This window comes from Pseudomonas sp. 1152_12 (assembly GCF_052850675.1).
Genome location: NZ_VXCW01000006.1, coordinates 290,096 through 311,224, shown reverse-complemented (window position 1 = coordinate 311,224; position 21,129 = coordinate 290,096). Strand labels below are relative to the sequence as shown.

Genomic DNA, 21,129 nt, shown 5'->3' with positions numbered 1-21,129 from the left:
GCGCAGGTCGGTGTAAGACAGCGCTGTCTATGAAGGGGGATGTATTCGGCAAGATGGGATCGACCGCGGAAGTGAAACGTTTCAGTTCGTTGCGGCAAGGATAAAGCGCTGATGCGCCAAGAGAAAGCGCAAATCGCAAGATGCATCATTTCAGATTTGGTAACAGTGACTAAGTGTCGCTGCAAAAAAATGTGGAAGGGGGGCTTACTCCCGATATCGGTGAGCCAGTTACATAAGCTGTCTGACACACTGCTATCGGGAGCAAGCACCCACCCACAGGGGATTTGTGGAGGGAATTAGAAGGTCGTACGCACGCCAAATTGCACACTGCGCCCCGGCGCCGGGGCAATATCGCGCAGGATCGAGCTGGCATAGCGCACGGTCTGGTTGGTCAGGTTTTCGCCATTGACGAACGCCAGCCACTGACTGCCACCGACATTAAATCGATAACCCGCACTTGCGCCCAAGGTGGTGTAGCCATCGGTGCCGCTTTCGTTATCCGGCACACGCCCTTGACCCGCTGCATGTTCCACGTCGATTCGTGCCTGCCAGCGGTCCAGCTCCCAGAGCAAACCGCTGTTCAAACGCAGGGGCGCAATGCGTGGCAAGGCTTCACCCGTGTCGAGGTTGGTAGCGCGGGTGTAATCACCCGACAGCTCTAGAGCGAACTTGCCGTAGGCACCTTCACCCAGCTTCCAGTGATCTTGGGCTTCGAAGCCGGCGAAACGTGCGCGCACGCCGGAGTATGTGTACTCAGGGATGCCGTCCGCGTCCTCTTCACCTTCATCGTTGAGCGTGCGACCTGTGCCCAACAAGCCGATGTAATTGGAGAAGCGGCTGTAAAACACGCCGAAGCTGCCCTTGTGGGTGCCATTGTCAAAGCGCAGCGCGAGGTCGCTGGACACGGCTTTTTCTTTCTTCAGGTTGGCGTCGCCCAGCTCGTAAGTGCCGGTGGCGACGTGGGCGCCGTTGGCATACAGCTCGTAGAAGGTCGGTGCGCGCTCGGTATAGCCAAGGGTTGCGGCCAGGGACCAGATCGGCGTCAGGGTGTACACCGCGCCCGATGACAGGCTGCCGGCCGTGAAGTTATTGGACTTGTCGGCACCGGCGAAGCGCGCGTTGCCCTTGGTGTTCGGGTCGACGTTGGTGTGTTCCAGGCGCCCGCCGAGGCTGAGCTTGAGGCGTTCGGTGGCCTGCATTTCTTCGAGGATGAACAGCGCGCCGGCGTTGGTGTCGGTCTGCGGGACGAAGGCTTCTTCGCCCAGGGCCGAGAACTCGTTGCGCGATACCTGTGCGCCGACCACGCCATCAAACGGGCCGATCGGCTGGTGGCGCGCCTCAACGCGTGCCTCATATCCCTTGTTTTTGAACACTGTGCCGGTTTCGCCGCCTTCGATTTCGCGGTGCTCGTAGTCGGTGTAGCCCGCGTCGAGTTTCAACGAGGTAAACGGGCCTTGCAGGTTGCGGATCTCGGACGCAAAAGCGTAGTGATCCTGCTTCATGCGGATGCGCACGTCCTGCTCGGCGGGTGAGCCGTAATTGGCGTCGTAGTTGCTGTAGGACAGCCCGGCGTAACCGTCATCCCAGGTGTAGGAACCGCCGACTGCGCCGCCGTCTTGGCGCCCATTGCTGTTACCCAGGCGGCCGTTTTTGCTGGGGCTATCGTCGGTTTGTGGGGCGTGGCGACTACGTGCCTGCCCGGGGATTTTCAGGTCGTTGAATTCCCGCGCATTGGCGTCCAGGTGAAGGGCGAAGGTGCCGTTGCCGGCTTCCAGCTTGCCAGCGCTGCTGCGGGTGGTGTCGGCGCCGCCGTAGCGCAATTCACCGGCGCCGTGGATGCCTTCGATGGCTTCGGTGGGGATGCGATTGTCGAAGGTGTTGACCACGCCGCCGATGGCGCTACCGCCGTACAGCAGGGCGGCCGGGCCGCGCACGATTTCAATACGCTCGACATTTACCGGGTCCAGCGGCACCGCATGGTCGTAGGACAGCGACGACGCATCGAGCGCGCCCACGCCGTTGCGCAGGATGCGAATGCGGTCGCCGTCCTGGCCACGAATGATTGGCCGGCTGGCGCCTGGGCCAAAGTACGAGGACGACACGCCCGGCTGCTTGTTGAGCGTTTCGCCGAGGCTGCCTTTTTGTTGCAGGGTCAGGTCATCGCCTTCCAGCACGGTGGTCGGCGCGGCGAGTTGCTCGCTGCCCAGCGGGTTGCCGGTGATGACTTGGGGTTGCAACTCAAGGGCGTGGGCTTCGGAGCAGATCAGCAGGGCGGCGGCGACTGGGGTCAAGCGCCAGAGAGAAGAGAGGGACATCGGACATTCCTTGGCAAAGCTGCACAAAAAGAGAAGGCTTAAAAACGGTATCGAATCCGTTACTTTTGATAAGTATCGTTACAATATAACATCTCTCTTTTTACTGAAAAGAGGAACTTTTTCTCAAGGGCTATATTCAATGCAGTGCTTCCACCTCTACCCCCTGTCGGCTAAGGTGCGCGGCTGTGTTTCCTATTTTTGCAAAAGGCCCGGCATGACCGCGACAAGCAACGACCCACTCCACGGCGTGACCCTGCAACACGTCCTCACCACTTTGGTGGAGCATTACGAATGGGCAGGCCTGGCCGAGCGCATTGATGTGCGCTGCTTCAAGAGCGACCCGAGTATCAAGTCGAGCCTCACGTTTCTGCGAAAAACCCCGTGGGCGCGTGAGAAAGTCGAAGGCTTATACGTGAAGCTGATGCGCACCAAACGCCCGTTGGACTGAGCGCATGAAGCGGTATGTGGCGGCGGCAGCATTGGCCGGTTGGATCGGGCTGGTGATTCAGCAGTACCTGATTTTCTATTCGCGCTGGCAGGTCGGCGCGAGCCTGCTGGGCGGGCTGATCAACTTCTTCAGTTTTTTCACGGTGCTGACCAATACGCTTGTCGTCATGGTGTTGAGCTATGCGCTGGTGACACGCGAATCGGCGGCGAAACGGTTCTTCCTGGCGCCCCCGGTCAGCAGTGGGATCGCCACGAGCATTATCGTGGTCAGCCTGGCCTACAACGTGCTGCTGCGGCACTTATGGAGCCCGACGGGTTTTCAATTTATTGCCGACGAATTGCTGCACGACGTGATGCCAGTGTTGTTTGTGGTTTATTGGTGGCGGTATGTGCCCAAAGGCACATTGCACCTCAAACACCTCTGCGCCTGGGTGATCTACCCGTTGATGTACTTCTCTTATGCGCTGCTGCGTGGGCATTTGCTCGGGCAGTATCAGTACCCGTTCTTTGACGTGGACACGCTCGGTTATCCACAAGTGTTTGTGAATGCCGGGGGGATTCTGGCGGGGTTCATCGTGATTGCATTGGCAGTGGTGGGGCTGGATAAATTCTTAAAGCCCCCGCAGAACTGAATGTGGGAGCGGGCGAGCCCGCTTCCACCGTTGATGTGTGTTCGGCTTACTCTTCCTCGTTGCCTTGCGCGCGCCAGTAGCCTACGGCCTTGAGGAATTCTTCATTGACTTTGTGCGTGTCCAGCAGCACACGGCGAACCTGGCGTGACAGCTTGGTTTCGGTGGCGACAAAAGTGTACAGCGAGCCGCTCGGCAGCGTCAGATTGCGCACCGTGTCGGGCAAGTCGTCCTGGCCGCGAACTACCCAAATCACGTCCACATCCGCTGCGCTTTTCAGTTGCTGTTGTTCCGACACATTGGCGATTTCGATCACCGCCAGCACCTTGCGCCCCGCCGGCAGTTCTTCCAAGCGGCGGGCAATGGCCGGGATTGCTGTTTCATCGCCAATCAGCAAATAGCTGTCGAAGATGTCCGGCACGATCATTGAACCGCGTGGCCCGCCGATGTACAGGTGTTGGCCGACTTTCGCCTGCGCGGCCCAGGTCGACGCAGGCCCATCGCCGTGCAGTACGAAGTCGATATCCAGCTCGCCGATACTCAGGTCGAAACGCCGTGGCGTGTAGTCGCGCATGGCCGGTTGCGGGCCGTCGCCCTTAATGCTGAAGCCGGGGCTTTCCAGCGCTGCTTGCTCGGCGGCGTTTTGCGGGAACAGCAGCTTGATGTGATCGTCACTGCCCAGGCTGATAAAACCGGCGAGTTCAGGGCCACCCAAGGTGATGCGGCGCATGCGTGGAGTGATGTCGACCACGCGCAGTACATCCAGGCGGCGACGCTTGATTTCATGGGTAACGCGATGGATAGCTTGAGTATTCATAGGTTTTTCCCGTCGGCAATGGCTTGAGCGGTGCTATTGAGCAGCGCCGCGACACGATCGATTTCTTCCGGGCTCCAGCGCCCGTGGTGCGAATGCAAGGCGTGGCGCAGGTTGTGCACCGCCTCGTGGATTTGCGGCGGGCGGTCCTGGCCACGTAGCGAGCGCTTGCTGACATCGATGCGCATGCGCACGCCGTCAAGAGCAACGGCTTGCTCGCTTAAGAAGAGACGACCGGCGTCGGTGATTGTGTAGCGCTTTTTTCCGCCATCGGCGTTGCCGGCGATCAAATCGCTCTCTTCCAGAAAAGTCAGGGTGGGGTAAATCACTCCCGGGCTTGGGGTGTAGGCGCCGTCGAACAGGCTTTCGATCTGGCGGATCAGGTCATAGCCGTGGCAGGGCTGCTGTGCGATCAGAGAGGGTAACAGCAGCTTCAAGTCGCCAGCTGCGAAAACCCGTGGGCCGCGCTCGCCGCGTTCCCGGCCAGAGCGTTTGTCGAAACCGTCACCGCCATGGGCGGGCCGTTGGTGGGGATGTTCGCTCATGTTGCCTCGCTCCAGACATGTTTAGACATAACTTAAGATATATCTTTTTTCTGGGCAACTTGACCCGACCGATGGCGGGTCTGCAGCTGGATGGTCAGGCTCGGTCCCACACCGGATCGCGATCAGCTCCGGTTTTTACCCGCTCCGGCCCGTTTCAATGACGATTGCTTTAGCCCAGGCGTGCAGCTCCCTTGCTCCAGGGTCGGCAAGAGAGGGGTGTCTCAAGGCAGTATTCAGACTGGAGGCGGTGGGGGAACCGGCGGTGTTCAGTCTAAAGGGGTTGTTTGTGGCGCACTGGCAGGAATGCCCCAGTCGATTTGCCAGGCGCCCGTTTTTCAGTGCGCACTCGCCGTTGACAGGCACAGTGTCCGGCTGCCCGGCTGCAAGTACGGCATCAAAATCGGCGCCATACCTTTGAGCACCTGCACAGGCAGCGCTGAGGTGAACTTGAAGCCTTGCGCTGAACTGCCCGGTACAAAGGCGGTGAGGGTGCCGAAGTGGCGGTCGCCAATATAGAACACAAAAGTGGCGGTGCGGTTGATCGCCTTGGAGCTGAGCACCCGCCCGCCGGCACCGATGGCTTCAATGCGGTTGTCGCCAGTGCCGGTCTTGCCGCCCATGGCCAGAGGTGTGCCGTCCGCCAGTTTGAAGCTGCCGGCCACGCGTTTGGCGGTGCCGGCATCCACCACTTGGGACAAGGCCCCGCGCAGCGCCCGCGCCACCTCCACCGGTATCACCCGTTTGCCGGCGACGGGGTCGTTGATCATCTGGGTTTCATAGGGCGTATTGGCGGCGAAGTGCAGGCTGTCGATACGTACCACCTTCGCGCGCACACCATCGTTGAGGATGATCCCCATCAACTCCGCCAGCGCTGCCGGGCGGTCGCCGGAGCTGCCAAGCGCGGTGGCCAGCGACGGCACCAAGTGGTCGAACGGATAGCCAACTGTTTGCCAGCGCTGGTGAATTTCGAGAAAGGCTTCAACCTCAAGCATGGTGCGGATGCGACTGTCGCGCGCGCTCTGATGGCGGCTTTTGAATAACCAGCTGTAAACCTCCTGGCGCTCGAACCGGCTGGCCTTGACCACCTCGCTGAAGGTCGCCTCGGGATGGTTGAGCAAGTAGCCGATCAACCACAGGTCCAGCGGGTGGACCTTGGCGATATAGCCCTGGTCGGGCAGGTCATAGGTGCCGGGGCCATAGGCCTTGTAGAGTTTTTGCAGGCGCTCGTCGGTGAGCTTCTCACTGGTTTTGACGCCGGTCAGGTGTGCGCGCACGAACAGGTTGAAGCTCTCCTGGCTGGCTTCGGGCAACAAATAGCGGTGCACCGCGGCCAGGCGAATCGGTGTGGCGCGCAGGCCGTCGAGGAACGTATCGAGCCGCGCCTGGGTGTCTTTCTTCTGGTACTTCTTCCAGAACTTGCGCAGGAAGGTCGTGCCTTCGCGATCGGCAAAATCGGCGAGGTACTCCTGGCGGCGCGGGTCATTGTCGTCCTTGAGCAACGCGGCGCTGTTGTTGGCAGCGGAATAGGTGGTGTAGCGCACCACATCACGCATCAGACGAATGAACGGCAGGTTGATCGACTCGCGCAGAGCATCGCGCAAGGAGGGGCTGCGGCCATTGTCTTCGTTGCGAAAGTTGTGGAAGTGATGCAAGCCGCCGCCGGTGAAAAAGCTTTCGCCGGGGCTGGCCGAGTAGGTGCGATCAAGGGCGGCGTCGAGCATTTTCGCCAGGGCTTTATCCGGCGCCTGGATCAGGTAATCGAGGGCCCAGCGGCTCAAGCGATCCTGCTCGTCGACCGTGACTTTTTTCAACGCGTCGGGGGGGTGGGCGGCGTACTTGTCGTGCAGCTCGGTGACGATTTGCAGGTAGGTGGTCAGCACCCGCAACTTAGCGGTGGAACCCAATTCCAGTTTGCTGCCTTCGTTGATATCGAAAGGCTGGTCGGTGTTGTCGGTTTGTACGCGCACCCTTGAGCCGTCCGGCGTCAGTTCGAACAAGGTGAAGCTGTAGCGCACGTGCGCGGTGTTGGCCGGGGTCAGCAGGCGTTCGCCGAGCAGGCCGACCTGGCGCGCAAAGTCTGGGTCGGCCAGGTGCTTAAGGTAATCACTGACCTGGCCTTGCAACGGTGCCTGCAGAGTGGTGGTGGCCGCGAGGTCAAGACGGTCGAGGTCGTACAGCGGCCGGTCGAGCAGGGTGGCCAGGCGCGCGCGCGCCATGCTGATGCCTTTGTTGGTCTCCACCGGTTGCATCGTCGGTTGTTGCAACCAGTCACGGTAGCTGACCTTGGCCGTCAGCGCCGCTTGCAGCAGTGCCGGTGTGATGACGCCGTTCTGCGCCAGCAGGCGCAGGTGGCTGTCGGTGAGTTGCGCCAGTGCTTCGCGGCCTTTGACCAAGTAATGAGAAGGGCGGCGCTGGGCGATGATCAACGACAATACTTCACGCAGGGCCAGGCCTTGCGCTGCGCTTACCGGGCCAGCCAGCGCCTGATTGACTTGGTTGAAATCGACGCCGTACCACACCCGCAAACCCTCGGCCAAACCGTGCACTTCGCCGTGGCCAGGCACCGCCGACAGCGGCACGCTGTTGAGGTAGTCACGCAGAACATTCTGCCGTGCCGGTAAGGTGTCCGGCCCATCGCGATAGGCGCGTACAGCGGCGGAAAACATCTGCCGCAGTTTTTCCTCGCCCGACACCGTCAGGCCCTCCGGGGAATGGCGGTATTTTTCCAACTGCGTGGCCAAGGTGCTGCCACCGGCACTCTGGCCCGGTAGGTGCAGCACCTTGGCGACTTGCGACCACGCGGCCTTGGCAAAGCGCGGCCAGTCCACGGCGGGGTTGGCCTGGGGCTGGTTAGGGTCGAGCAGGTCACGGTTTTCGATAAACAGCAGGCTGTCGACCACCACGGGCGGGATCGCAGCGAAGCTTTGGTACAGCTGTTGCGGGTAGTGGTATTGGTACAGCGGCACGGCGCTGCAGTCCGTGATGGACAGCCCAGCCTGGATTTTTTCCGCATAGGGCACAAACAGGCCCTTGGCGCTGTAATCCATCAACGCAGGCGAAAAACGCGCTTGGGCCTCAATCACATAACCGCGCTTGAGCAGGCGCGGCACGAATGTGCCGAGGTTGCTGTAACCCAGACGCCGGTCGAACGGCCCGGCGCCGGGATAAACCATGGCCTGGCTGGGGCCAGGCTCTACCTGATAGGTGAGGTTGCGCGCCAGGCCGCTGAGCGCCTGGGCCTGCAGGCGGGAGGTGCGCATTTCTTTGGCGGCGCCAACCCCCAGGGCGACCAGCGCCATCAGCACGAGCAACCCGAACAAGCGCCGCACATAGCGGGACCTGGGTTCATTTTTGGGTAAGGGCGCTGGGTCCGAACTGCCTTGTAGTTTCGCAGCCTTGCTCGATTCGGTTTGCCACAGTGCGCCCATAGTCGATTGATCCCTTTACGCAGATTGATCGGACTTGCCTGAAGCTTAGTCGCTGGGCGCTGGGTGTGAGGGAATTGCGTGCTTTGTCTGTGGCTGTTGTGCTTGTGACGAGCGGAGCAAGCCCGCTCGCCACAACAAGCCATTTGTCAGCAGGGTGCGCCGCGACGTTTTGTCGCCCGCTGCAGGTCATATGCTCCTGTAAAATTGCATTTTTGCCGGTGCTTCCCCTAAATTGGTACGTTTTTATAGTGAATGAACCTGCTCTGAGCTTTTTATACTGCACGCCCCGCTGATCTTGCCTGGCAAGAAGGGCCCGTCCATGAGGCGGTCTCGTTTCGACAAGGACGCAGGTTTACCGGCCTGCACCCTGGAAACTCGACGGACAATCCAATAACAAAATGAGGTTGTACCCCTATGCCAGTCGGCAACCCACTGCCCCATGGCGAGACCGCTCAAGGCGGCCCGCTCAAACGCGAACTTGGTGAACGGCATATTCGCCTGATGGCGCTCGGCGCCTGTATTGGTGTCGGCCTGTTCCTGGGCTCGGCCCAGGCCATCGAAATGGCCGGCCCGGCGATCATGCTGTCCTACATCATCGGCGGCCTGGCGATCCTGGTGATCATGCGCGCCCTCGGCGAGATGGCGGTGCACAACCCCGTCGCTGGCTCATTCAGCCGTTATGCCCAGGATTATCTTGGCCCATTGGCGGGTTTTCTCACCGGCTGGAACTATTGGTTCCTGTGGCTGGTGACTTGTGTGGCGGAAATCACCGCCGTCGCGGTGTACATGGGCGTTTGGTTCCCCGACGTACCGCGCTGGATCTGGGCCCTGGCGGCCTTGGTCAGCATGGGCACCATCAACCTGATCGCAGTCAAGGCCTTCGGTGAGTTCGAATTCTGGTTCGCGTTGATCAAGATCGTCACCATCATTGCGATGGTCATCGGTGGCGTCGGCATCATCGCGTTCGGTTTCGGCAATGACGGCGTGGCGCTGGGTATTTCCAATCTGTGGGCCCACGGCGGCTTTATGCCCAACGGCGTGCAGGGCGTGCTGATGTCCTTGCAAATGGTGATGTTCGCCTACCTGGGCGTGGAGATGATCGGCCTGACCGCCGGTGAAGCGAAGAACCCGCAGAAGACGATCCCAAGTGCCATCGGCTCGGTGTTCTGGCGCATCCTGCTGTTTTACGTCGGCGCGTTGTTCGTGATTCTGTCGATCTACCCGTGGAACGAAATCGGCACCCAGGGCAGCCCCTTCGTGATGACCTTCGAACGCCTGGGTATCAAGACCGCCGCCGGCATCATCAACTTCGTGGTGATCACCGCTGCGTTGTCCTCCTGCAACGGTGGCATCTTCAGCACCGGGCGCATGCTCTACAGTCTGGCGCAGAACGGACAGGCGCCGGCCACCTTTGGCACCACCTCGAGCAACGGCGTGCCCCGTAAGGCACTGCTGCTGTCGATCTTCGTGCTGTTGCTGGGCGTGCTGCTCAACTACATGGTTCCGGAAAAAGTCTTTGTGTGGGTCACCTCCATTGCCACATTCGGCGCGATCTGGACCTGGCTGATGATCCTGCTGGCCCAGCTCAAATTCCGCAAAAGCCTGAGCGCGGCCGAGGCGGATGGCCTCAAATACCGCATGTGGCTATACCCGGTCAGTTCGTACCTGGCGCTGGCATTCCTGGTGTTGGTGGTGGGCCTGATGGCGTACTTCCCGCAGACCCGAATTGCACTGTACGTAGGCCCGGTGTTTCTGGTGCTGCTGACGGTGCTGTTCTATGTGTTCAAGCTGCAGCCGACGGCTGCCGGCCTGGGCAAACCCCGCTCGGCTTGATGGTCGCCGCTGCGAAGCTTGCCCTTGGGCAAGCTTCGCAGTTGTGGCTAATGGGCGGGGCTTGCGCCGAGCGGCGCAGTTCAGCGCGGGTGGTGTTCACCTAGCGCCGCTTCGGCAGTCGCACGCGGCGCCTGGTTGAGACGCTTGTTCAACTCCATCCAGGCAGCCAGGGCCGACATCAACACCACGCCGACCAGCGCCGTCAGCAACTGCATGGCCACGGCGTCATTCGCCAGTGCATTGAGCATATCCGCCAGGGGCGCCAGCACTACACCCAGGCAGAATACTTCCAGGGAATATCGGCCCATCTGGCAGATGCGTTCGGCCAGCCGGTTTTGTGTCCAGCCGCGGCCAGGCAGCAGCTTGGAGGTGACATAGGCCAGCGCCAGGAAATGCACCAGGCGTACCGGTGACAGGTCGGTTTTACTGATGGGGTACAACCAGTTGCTCAGTGTTGCGGGCATCACCGCGTCATGGATGTGCGGCCATAGCCAGGACAGCGTAATCACACCGGCCAGCACCACATAAATCGCCGCCGCGACAAACAGCGGCTGGCGCTGCAAAGGGCGCGTGTCGGGGGCGATTGGCCGCTGACTATGAATCGCCGCAGCGCCGCCCAATACAAACAGCAACTGCCAAGTGATCGGGTTGAAATACCACACGCCATCGGCGATGGCGCGCAGGTTCCAACCCATCCACGGCGCCATCAGGTACACCGCCAGCGACACACCGATCACCGCCCAGGTGGCGCGCACCATCAGCGGCAGCACCACGGACAAGCCTGCCAGCAACACGATGTACAGCGGCAACGGGTCCATAAGATTGGGTTTGAAGCGCAATAACAGCTCATCGGTCAGCGCCTGTTGCGGGTGGGTGACGAAGTGTGTCAGGCCCATCTCCGCCACCAGGTCGCGGGTTTGCACATGGTTGTTGGCGTAAAACACGATGCCCATCAGCAGCGCCAGCAAGAAGATATGCACCACGTACAGCACCCAGGTGCGGCGCAGGATTTTCAGGCAGGCCATCCAATAGCCTTCGCGTTGCATCACTCTGCTGTAGGCCAGCACCGAGGCGAACCCAGCGAGGAACACGAAGACCTCTGCCGCATCGCTGAAGCCGAAGTTTCGTAAGGTGATCAAGCCGAGAGGATTGTGGGGTACGTGATCCCAGAAAATGAAGATCAACGCCAGGCCCCGAAAAAAATCGATGCGCGGGTCGCGTCCGTTCAGCATGGCAGCGGGCTCTTGAACAAATGGTTTAGTAATTACCGGCGAACGGCAGGGTTTTCGCCCGCCACACGTCGGGCGGGCGCAGGTTGGCGGTATTTGTAAGCAATTGCAAAGGCTGGGTATTACTGAATGTCTCTAGACATCAATGACCACCAATGTGCCGTAGCTGCCGGCAAGCACACCATGGGCGGTACCGGCTTCGGCGAGGTACATCCGGCCGGTTTCCACACGGATTTGGTCGGGTTCAGCAGCAATCGGGTGTTTAGAACGCATCCATCAACAGTACCCGGCATGGCTTGGCTTGGTGCGCATTAATTTGCGGCACCAGCCGGGTGAAGTGTTCGGTTTGGCAGTGCGCATCGAGCGCGGCCTGATCGGGCCATTGCTCGATGAAAATGAAGTGCCCCGGGTTTTTCTGATCGACAAACAACTCGTAGGCAATGCACAGCGGTTCCAGGCGGGTTTTTTCGACCAGCTCGGCGTACCACGGTCGCACGGTTTCCAGATGTTCGGGCTTGATGAAGTCTTCAGCGATGACTTTGAGCATGGCCGGTGTCTTCACGCCGCCGCGATTTCATGCGGCTCAAAACTGTCCGCCCGCGCCATCTGCCACATGCGCGAATAGAACTCGCCGTTGACTTCACCGGTGAGCAATTCACCCGGCTTGAGGAACACATGCAACTGCGAGAACAGCTTGATTTCAGTCGCCGACATACGCCGCACCAAGTGCTTGGCCGACAGCTGCGACGGATGCTCCAGGCCAGCCGCCGCGAGCATTTCCGCCAGCGCCTTGAGGGTGTTGCGGTGGAAGTTGAACACGCGCTGGGCTTTGTCCGGCACTACCAGAGCGCGCTGACGCAGCGGGTCCTGGGTGGCGACGCCGGTCGGGCATTTGTTGGTATGGCAGCTTTGTGACTGGATGCAGCCGATGGCGAACATGAAGCCGCGCGCGGAGTTGGCCCAGTCGGCGCCGATGGCCAGGACGCTGGCGATATCGAACGCGCTGACGATCTTGCCGCTGGCGCCGAGCTTGATTTTGTCGCGCAGGTTCAGGCCGACCAGGGTGTTGTGCACAAACAGCAGGCCTTCACGCAACGGCACGCCGATATGGTCGGTGAATTCCACAGGCGCGGCGCCGGTGCCGCCTTCCTTACCGTCGACCACGATAAAGTCCGGGAGAATGCCGGTTTCGAGCATGGCCTTGGCAATGCCCATGAATTCCCAGGGGTGGCCCAGGCAGAACTTGAAGCCCACTGGTTTGCCGCCGGACAGTTCGCGCAGTTGGGCGATGAATTGCATCATCTCGACAGGTGTGGAAAACGCGCTGTGACGCGACGGCGAGATGCAGTCTTCGCCCATCATGATGCCGCGGGTTTCGGCGATTTCCTGGGTGACCTTGTGCTTGGGCAGAATCCCGCCATGGCCGGGCTTGGCGCCCTGGCTCATCTTGATTTCGATCATGCGCACTTGCGGGTTCTGTGCCTGCACGGCGAAGCGTTCCGGGTCGAAACGGCCGTCGCTGGTGCGGCAGCCGAAGTAGCCGCTGCCCAGTTCCCAGGTCAGGTCGCCGCCGTTTTCGCGGTGGTAAGGGCTGATGCTGCCTTCGCCCGTGTCATGGGCAAAATTGCCAAGCTTGGCGCCTTGGTTGAGCGCACGAATCGCGTTGGCGCTCAGTGAGCCGAAGCTCATCGCCGAGATATTGAACACCGACGCCGAATACGGCTGTTTGCATTGCGGGCCGCCGACCATCACACGAAACGCGCTGGGGTCGCTCAACGGCGCGGGGCGCATGGAGTGGCCGATAAATTCAAAACCTGACTGGTAGACGTCGATCAAGGTGCCGAAAGGCTTATCGGCCGTTTCGTTCTTGGCGCGCGAATACACCAGCGAACGCTGTGAGCGCGAGAAGGGCAGCGCGTCGCTGTCGGACTCCAGCAGGTACTGGCGGATTTCCGGGCGGATGGCTTCCACCAGGTAACGAATATTGCCCAGGATCGGGTAGTTGCGACGCACCGCGTGGGGGCTTTGCAGTAAGTCGAACAAGCCGATCAGGGTGAGAATGCCGGTGACCAGGGTGATTGGCCACAGCCATTCATGTTCGATAAAAGGCAAGCTTACGAGGGTGAAAATGACGCACACGGCAAAGAAGGCGTAACGGCTTAGTAACGACAGGCTCATACGGTTTTCCTTGGTTCACTCATCGGCTAGGCGTTTTGCGCCTGAAGAAAGATCGAGAACAGCTCCGACTGGGATTTGATCCCAAGCTTGCTGTACATGTGTTTCTTATGGACTTTCACGGTTTCAACAGAGATTTGCAGCTTACGAGCGATTTCCTTGCTGGAGCAACCGCTGAGCATCAAGCGGCCCACATCCAGCTCACGGGCGGTGAGTTGCGCGCCCCAATCATCATTGTGCATCGGCGGCTGCGGGGCGCTGACCTGATGCAGCTCATAGGGCAGGCGCTGGCGCAGCAGGCTCAGCACCCAAGGCTGGATCAGCGACAGCAGAGCAATCTGCTGCGGGTCAAAACGCTGTTTCGAGCCCAAGGACAGGCATAGGGTACGCCCATCCGGCAGTTGGCAATTAAATTGGATTTCATCCGCCACGACGTTCAGGCGGAAGTAGCGCTGGTAGTACTCGGTGAGTTCAAAATGCTCGGGCGCGACGTCCGCCAGGCGAAACAGCCCGGTGCGTGAGTGCTCGCGGCTGGCGATGTAGAAGGGGTCGAGCAAGTACAGACCGTTGAGGTAGTCCTGGAATAAATGGTCCGGCGTGCCGTCGGCGCCCGGGCATTCGGCGAACACCAGTGGGCGGTGTGCGCTGCTGAACAGCAACACCACCCAGCTATCGAACGGCACGTAGTGGTCGAGTAAACGCACAAGCTGGGTCCAGAAATTGGCCTGGTCTAGGGCGTCTATCATTTGCCCCACCGAGCGGTGCCAGGCGATGTCTTGCAGCGAGACTGTCATTCGTCTACCCCCAATGGGTTACCCCGGCGGCGTGATTTCCCCGGCGGGTGCGGCTGCGCATACTGCGCCACAGATAAAACAACAGGACTTCCCATGAAGGTCGAATTTGCCCAGTTGGCAGGTCGTGATAACGGCACAGCTTACAACCTTGAGCGCGCCCTGGCGGCAATTGCTGCCTGCGCCGCCGACACGCAACTGATCGTATTCCCGGAAACCCACCTGATGGGCTTCCCGTCGGCCGAGACCGTGGCTGCTATCGCCGAGCCGTTAGGCGGCCCGACTGTACAGGCCGTTATCGAGGCCTCCCGCGCGCGCAATATCGCCGTGGTGATTGGCATGGCCGAGCACGACGACGGCCAATTTTATAACACCACTTTGCTGATTACCCCGGAAGGCATTGCCTTGCGTTATCGCAAAACCCACCTGTGGGCCTCGGATCGCGGCGTGTTCACGCCAGGGGATCGCTACGCCACGTGTCTGTGGAACGGCGTGCGCGTCGGCTTGCTGATCTGCTACGACATCGAGTTCCCGGAAACTGCCCGCGCCTTGGCGCAACTGGGTGCCGAACTGTTGATCGTGACCAACGGCAACATGGACCCGTACGGCTCCACGCACCGCACCGCAATCATGGCCCGCGCCCAGGAAAATCAGGCGTTTGCGCTCATGGTCAACCGGGTCGAAGAGGGGGACGGCGGCCTGTTGTTTGCCGGTGGGAGTGCCTTGGTTGACCCATTTGGCACCTTGCTGTTTGAAGCCGGGCGTGAGGAAGGGCAGTTCACGGTCGAGCTGGACCTCGACCAACGGGTGGCGGCTCGCAAGGACTACCGCTACCTGGATGACCAGCGCTTGAAATTGCCGGGTGAGGTGATTGAGCGCACAGACGGGACGCGCGAACTGCTGATTCCCCAAGTTTAACGCTGACACCCTTGTGGCGAGGGAGCTTGCTCCCTCGCCACAAAAGCTGCATCCATCATAAAAATATTGCTCGTGTTTCACCGACTTCAGTTCTGCCATAACTCTAATAAATCTGCGGAGAATCGCTCATGGCTCGTTTGCAACGCACCCTGTCGTTAGGGTCGGTGGTGCTGTTTGGCATCGCCTATATGACGCCGATCATTGTGCTCGGCACCTTCGGCATCCTCGCGCAATCCACTGCGGGCATGGTCCCCGCCGCGTACCTGGCGGCGCTGGTGGCGATGTTTTTCACTGCCATGAGTTACGGGCGCATGGCCTCAGCCTTCCCTGTAGCCGGCTCCGCCTACAGCTATGTACGTAAGGCCATCAGCCCCAAGCTGGGCTTTATCGCAGGTTGGGCGGTGTTGCTCGACTACCTCTTCTTACCCATGGCCATCTGGTTGATCGGGGCGGCGTATCTGCATTCGGCATTCCCTGCGGTGCCGCAGTGGCTATGGGTGCTGGCGTTTATCGGCATTACTACGGCGATCAATATCATCGGTCTGAAATTGGCCAACGGCATTAACGCCCTGCTGATGCTGGTGCAGTTCCTGGTGCTGATTGCGTTCGTCGCACTGTGCATCCATTACATCGGTGGCGATGCGAGCAAGCCGCTATGGACCATCGCCCCGTTCTTTAACGGGCAGATGCACATGCCGCTGATCATGAGCGGTGCGGCCATCGCCTGCTATTCGTTCTTGGGCTTCGATGCGGTGAGCACCCTGACCGAGGAAACCCGCGACCCACGCCGTACCATTCCGCGGGCGATCATGCTGATCACCTTGATCGGTGGGCTGATCTTCGTCGGCGTGTCGTATTTTGTGCAGATCGCTCATCCGGCGTTCGAGTTTGCCGATGTGGATTCGGCGGCTTACGAAATCGCGCGCAATATCGGCGGTGACCTGTTTGTGTCGATCTTCCTGATCGGCTTGATCGTCGGCCAGTTCGCTTCGGGGCTGTCGGCCCAGGCCAGTGGTTCGCGCCTGTTATTCGCGATGGGCCGTGACGGTGTGTTGCCCAAGTCGTTCTTCGGCACCTTGCATGCGCGCTTCGGCACGCCGGTCAACAGCATCCTGTTGTGTGCGGTCGTGGCGTTACTGGCGTTGAAGTTGGATGTGACCACCTCCACCTCGTTCATCAACTTCGGTGCATTCCTGGCGTTCAGCCTGGTGAACCTGTCGGTGATCTTTCACTACTGGATCGGTGCAAAAGAACGCGGCGTGCGTGAGGTGATCCTGTTTCTGCTGTTCCCGGCCATCGGCTTGCTGGCGGACCTTTGGCTGATGGTCAGTTTGGATCACCTGGCGATTTACTTGGGCGTGGTGTGGTTGGCGATCGGCCTGGTTTACCTGGGATTCCTAACCCGTGGCTTCTCGCAACAGCCGCCGGAAATGGACTTCCAGGAAACCGCTTAGAAGCCTGAGGTCTATTCTTATTGCAATAGGTTCTCGTTTGGGTGCATGGCTTGTGTTACTGTGTAACAAATCAAGTGCACCCAGACGCCCCGGAGGCTTTATGAAAGCTGGTATCCATCCCGACTACCGCACCGTACTGTTCCACGACACCGCCGCCGACGTGTTCTTCCTGATCGGCTCCACCGCCGACAGCGATCGTACTCAAAAACACAGCGACGGCAACACCTACCCGTACATCCCGCTGGACGTTTCCAGCGCCTCGCACCCGGTCTACACCGGCCAGCAGCGCAAGACCCAGGCCGAAGGCCGGATTGCCGGGTTCAACAAGCGCTTCGCTTCGTTTGGTTCGAGCTCGAAAAACGCCGAGGCGTGAGGGCGGTCAAACCGTTTGGCGAATGGGCAGCACCACCCGAAAGGTGGTGCCTTTGCCCACTTCGCTGCTGACAGAGATAACACCGCGGTGTTTTTTGACGATGCCGTAGGAGAGTGACAAGCCCAACCCCGTCCCTTCACCCACCGGCTTGGTGGTAAAGAATGGGTCGAAGATTTTTTGCACGCTGTCCGGGGCAATCCCGCAACCATTGTCTGTTACTTCCAGCCAGATATTCTCGCCTTCCACCCCGTTACTGATCGTGATGGTGCCGCGTTCCGGGCCCATGGCCTGCGCGGCGTTGATCACCAGGTTCATCACCACTTGGTTGAGCTGCGATGCCAGGCATTCGATATCCGGCAGCGGCGTGTAGTGCTTGATCACGTCGGCTTTGTACTTGAGTTCGCTGGCGACGATGTTCAAGGTTGAATCGATGCCCTGTTGCAGGTTTGCCCATTGCCAGGACTGGTCGTTGTCAACCCGGGAGAAGTCCTTCAAATCCTTGACGATCTGCACCACACGGCCAATACCTTCCTTGGATTCGCGCAGCAGTGTGGGAATGTCTTCCTTGAGGAAATCCAGGTCAAGGCGCCGACGCAGGGCTTCGAACTGTTCACCACCCAGTGCGGTTTCTGCCTGTCGATAGGCATCGAGCATTTCTTGCAATTGGTTGAAGTAGCCGCCCAGGGTGCCGAGGTTGGAGGAAATAAACCCCACCGGGTTATTGATTTCGTGGGCCACGCCGGCCGCCAGTTGGCCCAGAGAGGCGAGCTTCTCCGATTGCACCAGCTGGCTTTCCAGTTGTTTGCGCTCGTCGATCTCCACTTGTAACGCCTGGCTTGTCTGGGTCAGTGCCAGGGTGCGCTGTTCCACCAAGTGTTCCAGGTGGGAGTTTTGCAAGGACGCGCGTCGCGCCATGTCCCATTTAGCGGCCAGGGTATTGGCCATTTGCTGCACTTCAATGTTGTCGAAGGGTTTTTTCAGGATCAGTAGCCGGTCGTGGGCGTGCAGGCGGAACAGCAGCTCTTCCCAGGAGTAATCCGAGTAGGCGGTACACACCACCACTTGCAGGTTGGAGTCGACTTTCCAGAGTTCCTCAATGGTTTGCGCGCCGTCCCAGCCCTGGGGCATGCGCATGTCGACAAACGCCAGTGCGTAAGGTTTTTGCTCGGCCGTGGCCACTTCAAGCAACTTCAGCCCCTCTTGGCCACCGTAGGCTGAGTCCAGTTCGAATACGGGGCCTTGCGGTGCGTCGCTGGCGCCGAACAAGGCGGCCTCCATATCGTCCAGAGCCTGGTTCTGCGCCATGGGTGGCATGAGGATTTTGCGGAAGTCTTCGTGAATTGAGGGTGTGTCGTCGATCAGCAGAATGCGTCGGTTAGGGGCTTGGTTCATGCTTGGCCTGCTGCATCGTTGAGGGGGATTTGCAAGGTGAACACGGCGCCTTTGCCCGGCCCATCACTGTGGGCGGTGACGCGCCCATTCATTTCGATGGCGGCCAGGGCGCAGCTGTGCAGGCCGAAACCGTGGCCTTCCTTACGCGTGGTGAAACCGTGGGTGAAGATCCGCGTCATGTTTTCGGCAGGGATGCCTTCGCCCTCGTCCTTGACGCTGATCTGCAAGAGACTGCCTTCCACCGTGGTGATCGACAAGGTGATCTGCCGCGAGCGGTCGGAGAGGTTCGACATGGCGTATTTGGCGTTGCTGATCAGGTTGACCATGATCAGCAACAGCCGGTGTTTGTCCGCCATCAGTTCCGGCACCTCGGCGTACTCCTTGACCACCGTCACATGATGACGGCTCAGCGCCCCAGAATTCATGCGCAGGGCGTCGTCCATCAGTGCACTGATCTGTACCGGTTCCAGCAGGCTGGACACGCCGGCGTAGGACTGCTGAGTGGAAACGATGTCTTTGATGTGGTCCACGCTTTTGCTCAACTGCGCCAGTTCGTCGGTCAGGCCTTGTTGCTCAATGGCGATGGCGTCCACCAGTTGGTTGAGGTAGCCGGGCAGCAGTTTGCCTTTCTCGTCTTCGCGCAGGTAGGTGCCGAGGTCATCCGGGTGCTCGTTGATCAGTTGCATGGCTTTTCCCAACCCCAAGGCCTTGCTGGTGCGCAGCTTGCGCGTGACCAGCTCGGCGGAGATGTTCACGCTGTTGAGCACATTACCGACGTTGTGCAACACGTTGGTCGCGATTTCCGCCATGCCGGCCTGGCGCGCACTGTCGAGCAGTTCGCTCTGGGCGTCTTTGAGTTCGCGCGTGCGCGCCTCTACACGCTGTTCAAGGCTTTCATTGACCGCCTTCAAGGCGCGGTTGACCCGGTTGATCTCGGCAAAGCTGCGCATCAAGCGAATCGCCAGGTACAACAGCACTACCACCAGCAGTGTGGAAAACACCAGCAGGTAGCGGTGGTACTTCTGATCAATCAGGTCGGCGGCGGCCTGGTCTTGGTTGAGTTGGGTGGTCATGGCGTCGAGCTGATCGGACAGCGAGATCGCGGCAATGCGATCGAGCAGGTCGTTGACCAGGGGTTGTTCGCGCAGGATCAGCGCAATGTGATTGCTGAGAATTTCCACCGGCACCTGGAATTCTGCGGGCAGGCTTTGTCTGTTGATCGCCAGTTTGTTCAGGCCCACGAGGATGTCTGCGGCTTTGTCATCGCTCGTCACCTGGGCAAACTCCAAGGCGCTGAGCAGTAAGTCGTAGGTGTCGGTGGCGATGCTTTGCTGTTGCAGCTTGTCGGCGTCGTCCAGTTGCAGGAAATGCGCCTGTATGTCGTCCTCGGCCGTCGGCAAAAAGGCCAGGGAATTGCGCAGCACCGCATTGCGCGACTTGAACTGTTCCACCAGTTGCGCCTTTTCCTGGAACGACTGGCGGTACGTATCCCGCTCGGCCTGCCAACCGGCCAGGTTTGCGTGGCGGTGTTGCGCCTCGCGACTTTCCAGATTGGCCCACAGCGCGCTCATCTCCTTGAACGGGACCACCAGCGGGTCATAGTTGTGGGTGAGGGCGATCCGGGCCTTTAGCACTTCGACGTCCCATTGGGAGTTGAGTTGCTTGATCTGGCTGATCAGGTCGCGTGATTCGGTGTAAGTGGTGGACTGGTCGCCGACCGACTTGAGGTATAGAAACACCAGCACTGAGGCCAGTATCAAGGCAATACCGCTGAGCGTAAGCAGGCTGGCGAGGCGGGATGACTTCATAGTGGCTTGCCCGCCCATTCGCCGGTCAATGTCTTGAGGAATTGGATAATCAGCGTCTTGTCTTCAGCCGAGGGGATTCGCCCCAGCTGATACTTGAACATGACATCGACAGCCTCCTCAAGGGTCTTGGCCGAGCCATCGTGAAAGTACGGGGCAGTGACTGCCACGTTGCGCAGGCTGGGCACTTTGAACACGTTGCGGTCGTCGTCGTTCTGGGTCAGCAGGTAGCGGCCCAGGTCAGCTTCGGTCGGGTTGCCACGGGCCTTGAAGTAGTCACCCATCACACCGAACTTTTGGTACATGTTGCCGCCGATATTGGCGCCTTGGTGGCAGGCGATGCAGCCATAGTCCTTGAAGCGCAGGTAGCCATATTTCTCATTGGTGGTGAGGATGTCGGTGTTGCCTTGCAGGTACTGGTCGAAGCGCGAGTTGGGCGTGAGCAAGGTGCGTTCATAGGTGGCCAGGGCGTTTTGCACGTTGGCTGCCGTCACACCGTCCGGATAGACCTGCTGGAACGCGGCCTGGTAGGTGGGCAGTGCCGCTAAGGTCTGGACCACGGTCTGCCAGTCGTTGCCCATTTCCATGGGGCTGATGACCACCTGTTCAACCTGCGCTTCCAGCGTGTCGACCCTGGCGTTCCAGAATTGCTTGAAGTTCAGGCTGGCGTTGAACACCGTCGGGGTGTTGAGCGCGACTGGCTTGCCATCGAAGCCCAGGGAAAATGCCAGGTTGTCGTCACCGCCCATTTCCAGGTTATGGCAACTGGCACAGGACTTAGTGTTGTTGACGGACAGGCGTGTCTCGTTGAACAGTTGGCGCCCCAATTCCACGGTGGCCGCGTCCAGCGTTGGCACTGGCGGCAGTGGTTTGAGCGGTTCATCCAGCGGCGCTGCCGTCACGGGCAAGCAGGTGCCATAACCGAGGGCAAGGGTGATGCCCAGAACCGGTGGTAACAGGTGGTGCGTGCGCGGCGTGCTG

Annotated in this window: 17 protein-coding genes and 1 pseudogene; 6 read left to right on the top strand and 12 right to left on the bottom strand. The window is 59.9% G+C overall.

The annotated features are described in order from the left end of the window. Positions 1-296: 296 nt before the first annotated feature. Complete coding sequence (locus FW764_RS13915) at positions 297-2,315, bottom strand: TonB-dependent receptor (RefSeq protein ID WP_446434406.1); 2,019 nt, start codon at positions 2,313-2,315, stop codon at positions 297-299. A gap of 214 nt (positions 2,316-2,529) precedes the next feature. Here FW764_RS13915 and FW764_RS13910 point away from each other — a divergent pair, with 214 nt between their 5' ends. Together FW764_RS13910 and FW764_RS13905 are read left to right on the top strand one after the other, a co-directional pair. After that, positions 2,530-2,763: a VF530 family protein gene (locus tag FW764_RS13910; RefSeq protein WP_048720273.1), complete on the top strand. Its 234-nt coding sequence runs from the start codon at positions 2,530-2,532 to the stop codon at positions 2,761-2,763. 4 nt (positions 2,764-2,767) lie between these two features. After that, a complete protein-coding gene (locus FW764_RS13905; protein WP_446434405.1) occupies positions 2,768-3,394 on the top strand; it encodes a Pr6Pr family membrane protein in 627 nt (208 codons plus the stop codon). Positions 3,395-3,440: 46 nt separating this feature from the next. On the opposite strand, the gene FW764_RS13900 is transcribed toward FW764_RS13905, so the two are convergent. The 3 genes from FW764_RS13900 to FW764_RS13890 form a co-directional block, all read right to left on the bottom strand. Beyond that, positions 3,441-4,208 (bottom strand): siderophore-interacting protein, encoded by a 768-nt coding sequence (locus tag FW764_RS13900; protein ID WP_446434404.1) that lies wholly within the window; start codon positions 4,206-4,208, stop codon positions 3,441-3,443. Continuing rightward, a complete protein-coding gene (locus tag FW764_RS13895) occupies positions 4,205-4,750 on the bottom strand; it encodes a PadR family transcriptional regulator (RefSeq protein WP_446434403.1) in 546 nt (181 codons plus the stop codon). The genes FW764_RS13900 and FW764_RS13895 overlap by 4 nt, the downstream gene beginning before the upstream one ends. A 335-nt stretch (positions 4,751-5,085) precedes the next feature. Then, on the bottom strand, positions 5,086-8,178 hold the full coding sequence (locus FW764_RS13890; RefSeq protein WP_446434402.1) for a transglycosylase domain-containing protein: 3,093 nt from the start codon (positions 8,176-8,178) through the stop codon (positions 5,086-5,088). A gap of 414 nt (positions 8,179-8,592) precedes the next feature. Between FW764_RS13890 and FW764_RS13885 the strand changes: the two genes are divergently transcribed. Beyond that, on the top strand, positions 8,593-10,011 hold the full coding sequence (locus tag FW764_RS13885; RefSeq protein WP_446434401.1) for an amino acid permease: 1,419 nt from the start codon (positions 8,593-8,595) through the stop codon (positions 10,009-10,011). Between the two features lie 80 nt (positions 10,012-10,091). Here the strand turns inward: FW764_RS13885 and FW764_RS13880 are convergent, their stop codons facing one another. The 5 genes and pseudogenes from FW764_RS13880 to FW764_RS13860 all read right to left on the bottom strand — a co-directional run bounded on the left by FW764_RS13880 (position 10,092) and on the right by FW764_RS13860 (position 14,209). Then, positions 10,092-11,243 carry an OpgC family protein gene (locus FW764_RS13880; protein WP_446434400.1) on the bottom strand — a complete coding sequence of 384 codons (1,152 nt, stop codon included), beginning with the start codon at positions 11,241-11,243 and terminating at the stop codon, positions 10,092-10,094. Between the two features lie 132 nt (positions 11,244-11,375). Further along, positions 11,376-11,474 (bottom strand): annotated as a pseudogene (locus FW764_RS13875) (cupin domain-containing protein); the annotation flags it as partial. Between the two features lie 28 nt (positions 11,475-11,502). After that, positions 11,503-11,787 carry a putative quinol monooxygenase gene (locus FW764_RS13870; protein WP_446434399.1) on the bottom strand — a complete coding sequence of 95 codons (285 nt, stop codon included), beginning with the start codon at positions 11,785-11,787 and terminating at the stop codon, positions 11,503-11,505. A gap of 11 nt (positions 11,788-11,798) precedes the next feature. Next, positions 11,799-13,418, bottom strand: a complete 1,620-nt coding sequence (locus FW764_RS13865; protein WP_446434398.1) for an FMN-binding glutamate synthase family protein — start codon at positions 13,416-13,418, stop codon at positions 11,799-11,801. Between the two features lie 26 nt (positions 13,419-13,444). Beyond that, positions 13,445-14,209: a response regulator transcription factor gene (locus FW764_RS13860; RefSeq protein WP_446434397.1), complete on the bottom strand. Its 765-nt coding sequence runs from the start codon at positions 14,207-14,209 to the stop codon at positions 13,445-13,447. A 93-nt stretch (positions 14,210-14,302) separates the two neighbouring features. Here FW764_RS13860 and FW764_RS13855 point away from each other — a divergent pair, with 93 nt between their 5' ends. From FW764_RS13855 to FW764_RS13845, 3 genes are all read left to right on the top strand, one after another. Beyond that, positions 14,303-15,124, top strand: a complete 822-nt coding sequence (locus FW764_RS13855; RefSeq protein ID WP_446434396.1) for a carbon-nitrogen hydrolase family protein — start codon at positions 14,303-14,305, stop codon at positions 15,122-15,124. A 128-nt stretch (positions 15,125-15,252) separates the two neighbouring features. After that, positions 15,253-16,578: an APC family permease gene (locus FW764_RS13850; protein ID WP_446434395.1), complete on the top strand. Its 1,326-nt coding sequence runs from the start codon at positions 15,253-15,255 to the stop codon at positions 16,576-16,578. Positions 16,579-16,678: 100 nt separating this feature from the next. Further along, a complete protein-coding gene (locus tag FW764_RS13845; protein WP_446434394.1) occupies positions 16,679-16,951 on the top strand; it encodes a type B 50S ribosomal protein L31 in 273 nt (90 codons plus the stop codon). 6 nt (positions 16,952-16,957) lie between these two features. On the opposite strand, the gene FW764_RS13840 is transcribed toward FW764_RS13845, so the two are convergent. Genes FW764_RS13840 through FW764_RS13830 form a run of 3 tightly spaced genes read right to left on the bottom strand, consistent with a single transcriptional unit; the run spans position 16,958 to position 21,107 of the window. Beyond that, positions 16,958-18,343: an ATP-binding protein gene (locus FW764_RS13840; RefSeq protein WP_446434393.1), complete on the bottom strand. Its 1,386-nt coding sequence runs from the start codon at positions 18,341-18,343 to the stop codon at positions 16,958-16,960. After that, positions 18,340-20,151, bottom strand: a complete 1,812-nt coding sequence (locus FW764_RS13835) for a DAHL domain-containing protein (RefSeq protein ID WP_446434392.1) — start codon at positions 20,149-20,151, stop codon at positions 18,340-18,342. Before FW764_RS13835 ends, FW764_RS13840 begins: the two co-directional genes overlap by 4 nt. Beyond that, positions 20,148-21,107, bottom strand: coding sequence for a cytochrome-c peroxidase (locus tag FW764_RS13830; RefSeq protein ID WP_446434497.1), 960 nt, complete (start codon positions 21,105-21,107; stop codon positions 20,148-20,150). The genes FW764_RS13835 and FW764_RS13830 overlap by 4 nt, the downstream gene beginning before the upstream one ends. Positions 21,108-21,129: the final 22 nt, after the last annotated feature.